Source organism: Sphingomonas sp. CCH9-F2 (genome assembly GCF_001556735.1).
GTDB lineage: Bacteria > Pseudomonadota > Alphaproteobacteria > Sphingomonadales > Sphingomonadaceae > Sphingomonas > Sphingomonas ginsenosidimutans.
In genome coordinates this window covers 1-2,445 of sequence record NZ_LSJO01000110.1, presented here as the reverse complement: position 1 = coordinate 2,445, position 2,445 = coordinate 1, and the positions used below count along the sequence as shown (strand labels likewise).

The window sequence follows — 2,445 nt, the reverse complement described above, 5'->3', positions numbered from 1 at the left end:
CAGCAGTTCGTAATCGTCCCCCGCGGTCGCCGACGCGCTGGCGGCGGCGACCGCGGGGGACGATTACGAACTGCTGTTCGCCGCGCCGCCGGGGTTCGTGCCGCCCGTGCCGGCAACGCGGGTCGGTGGTTTCGCGGCGGGTGCGGGGCTGACGCTGACCCGCGACGGGGCGGCGGTGGCGCTGCCCGCTCAACTCGGGTTCCAGCATGGGTTGCGCTGACCCCCCGGCATGATAGCCTCCACCCCTCGCGCGAGGCGCCGGCGACAGACCGGGTCCGCGCCAACAGGAGGGATGTAAGGCATGACGACCGTCTACCTTGCCATCGTCTGCGGCCTGATCGCCGTACTCTATGGCTTCGCCACCAGCCGACAGGTGCTCGCCGCATCGCCGGGCAATGAACGGATGCAGGATATCGCCAGCGCCATCCAGGAGGGTGCGCGCGCGTATCTGCGTCGGCAATATACCACGATCGCGATCGTCGGCGTCATCGTCGCGGTGGTGCTGTGGGTGACGCTGGGGACGCTGTCGACGGTCGGGTTCGCGATCGGCGCGATCCTTTCGGGGGTGGCCGGGTTCGTCGGCATGAACATCTCCGTGCGCGCGAACGTGCGCACCGCGGAGGCGGCGCGCGGATCGTTGCAGGGCGGGTTGACCATGGCGTTCCGGTCCGGCGCGGTGACCGGGATGCTGGTCGCCGGGCTGGGCCTGCTCGCGATTGCGGGGTTCTTCTGGTACCTGACCGGCCCGGCCGGGCGGTTGCCCAACGACCGCGAGATCGTCGAGGCGCTGACCGCGCTGGCGTTCGGGGCGTCGCTGATCTCGATCTTCGCGCGGTTGGGCGGGGGCATCTTCACCAAGGCCGCCGACGTCGGCGCCGACCTGGTCGGCAAGGTGGAGGCCGGCATCCCCGAGGACGATCCGCGCAATCCCGCGGTCATCGCCGACAATGTCGGCGACAATGTCGGCGACTGCGCGGGCATGGCCGCCGACCTGTTCGAAACCTATGTCGTGACGCTGGGCGTGACGATGGTGTCGATCGCGCTGCTGATCCAGGCGGATGAGGCCGAACTGATGCGGCTGATGAGCCTGCCGCTGATCGTCGGCGGCGTGTGCATCATCACCTCGATCATCGGCACGTACATGGTGCGGCTGGGCGCCAGCGGATCGATCATGGGCGCGCTGTACAAGGGGTTCTGGACCTCTGCGATCCTGTCCGTGCCCGCGATCTGGTTCGCCACGCAGTACACGCTGGGCGACATGCACAAGGTGATCGGCGGCGCCGGTTTCCTGGACGAAGGCGCCGATACCGCCACCGCGACCGCCGGGTTCACCGGGCTGGACCTGTTCTGGTGCATGCTGATCGGGCTGGCGGTGACCGGGCTGATCGTGTGGATCACCGAATATTACACCGGCACCGCCTATCGCCCGGTCAAGTCGATCGCCAAGGCGAGCGAGACCGGGCACGGCACCAACGTGATCCAGGGACTGGCGATCAGCCTGGAGGCGACCGCGCTGCCGACGCTGGTGATCGTCGTGGCGGTGGTGGCCGCGTACAAGCTGGCGGGGATCATCGGCATCGCTTTCTCCGCAACGTCGATGCTGGCGCTGGCGGGGATGGTCGTCGCGCTCGACGCCTACGGCCCGGTCACCGACAATGCCGGCGGCATCGCCGAAATGGCCGGGCTGGACGACGAGGTGCGGCACAAGACCGACGCGCTGGACGCGGTGGGCAACACCACCAAGGCGGTGACCAAGGGCTATGCGATCGGGTCCGCGGGGCTGGCGGCGCTGGTGCTGTTCGGCGCCTATACCACCGATCTGGAGACCTATTTCCCGGACCTGACGGTCGATTTCTCGCTGAGCAACCCGTATGTCATCGTCGGGCTGCTGCTCGGCGCGCTGCTGCCGTACCTGTTCGGCGCGTTCGGGATGACCGCGGTGGGCCGCGCGGCGGGCGCGGTGGTGGAGGAGGTGCGCGGGCAGTTCCGCGACAATCCCGGCATCATGGCCGGGACCAGCCGCCCGGATTACGCGCGGACCGTCGACCTGGTGACGCGCGCGGCGATCCGCGAGATGATCGTGCCGTCGCTGTTGCCGGTGCTGTCACCGATCGCGCTGTATTTCATCGTCCGTGCGGTCGACGGACAGGCGGCGGGCTTCGCCGCGCTGGGCGCGATGCTGCTGGGGGTGATCGTGTCGGGGCTGTTCGTCGCGCTGTCGATGACCAGCGGCGGCGGCGCTTGGGACAATGCCAAGAAATATATCGAGGACGGCAACCACGGCGGCAAGGGATCGGAAGCGCACAAGGCCGCGGTGACCGGCGACACGGTGGGCGACCCGTACAAGGACACCGCCGGCCCGGCGGTGAACCCGATGATCAAGATCACCAACATCGTCGCGCTGCTGCTGCTGGCGGCGCTGGCGGCGAACGGGGGGTAGGGGGC

General features: G+C 68.9%; 1 protein-coding gene and 1 pseudogene. Both read left to right on the top strand.

Annotation, left to right across the window (positions count from 1 at the left end):
* Positions 1–34 precede the first annotated feature (34 nt).
* Positions 35–220 (top strand): annotated as a pseudogene (locus tag AX685_RS20845) (thiamine-phosphate kinase); the annotation flags it as partial.
* Positions 221–301: 81 nt separating this feature from the next.
* The gene (locus tag AX685_RS03340; protein ID WP_066485441.1) at positions 302–2,440 is read left to right on the top strand and encodes a sodium-translocating pyrophosphatase; all 2,139 of its coding nucleotides are present in this window, start codon (positions 302–304) and stop codon (positions 2,438–2,440) included.
* Positions 2,441–2,445 lie beyond the last annotated feature (5 nt).

Bases quoted from the DNA above. Each gene is read 5' to 3' on its own strand.
- AX685_RS03340 (WP_066485441.1), top strand. From the start codon at position 302: ATGACGACCGTCTACCTTGCCATCGTCTGCGGCCTGATCGCCGTACTC.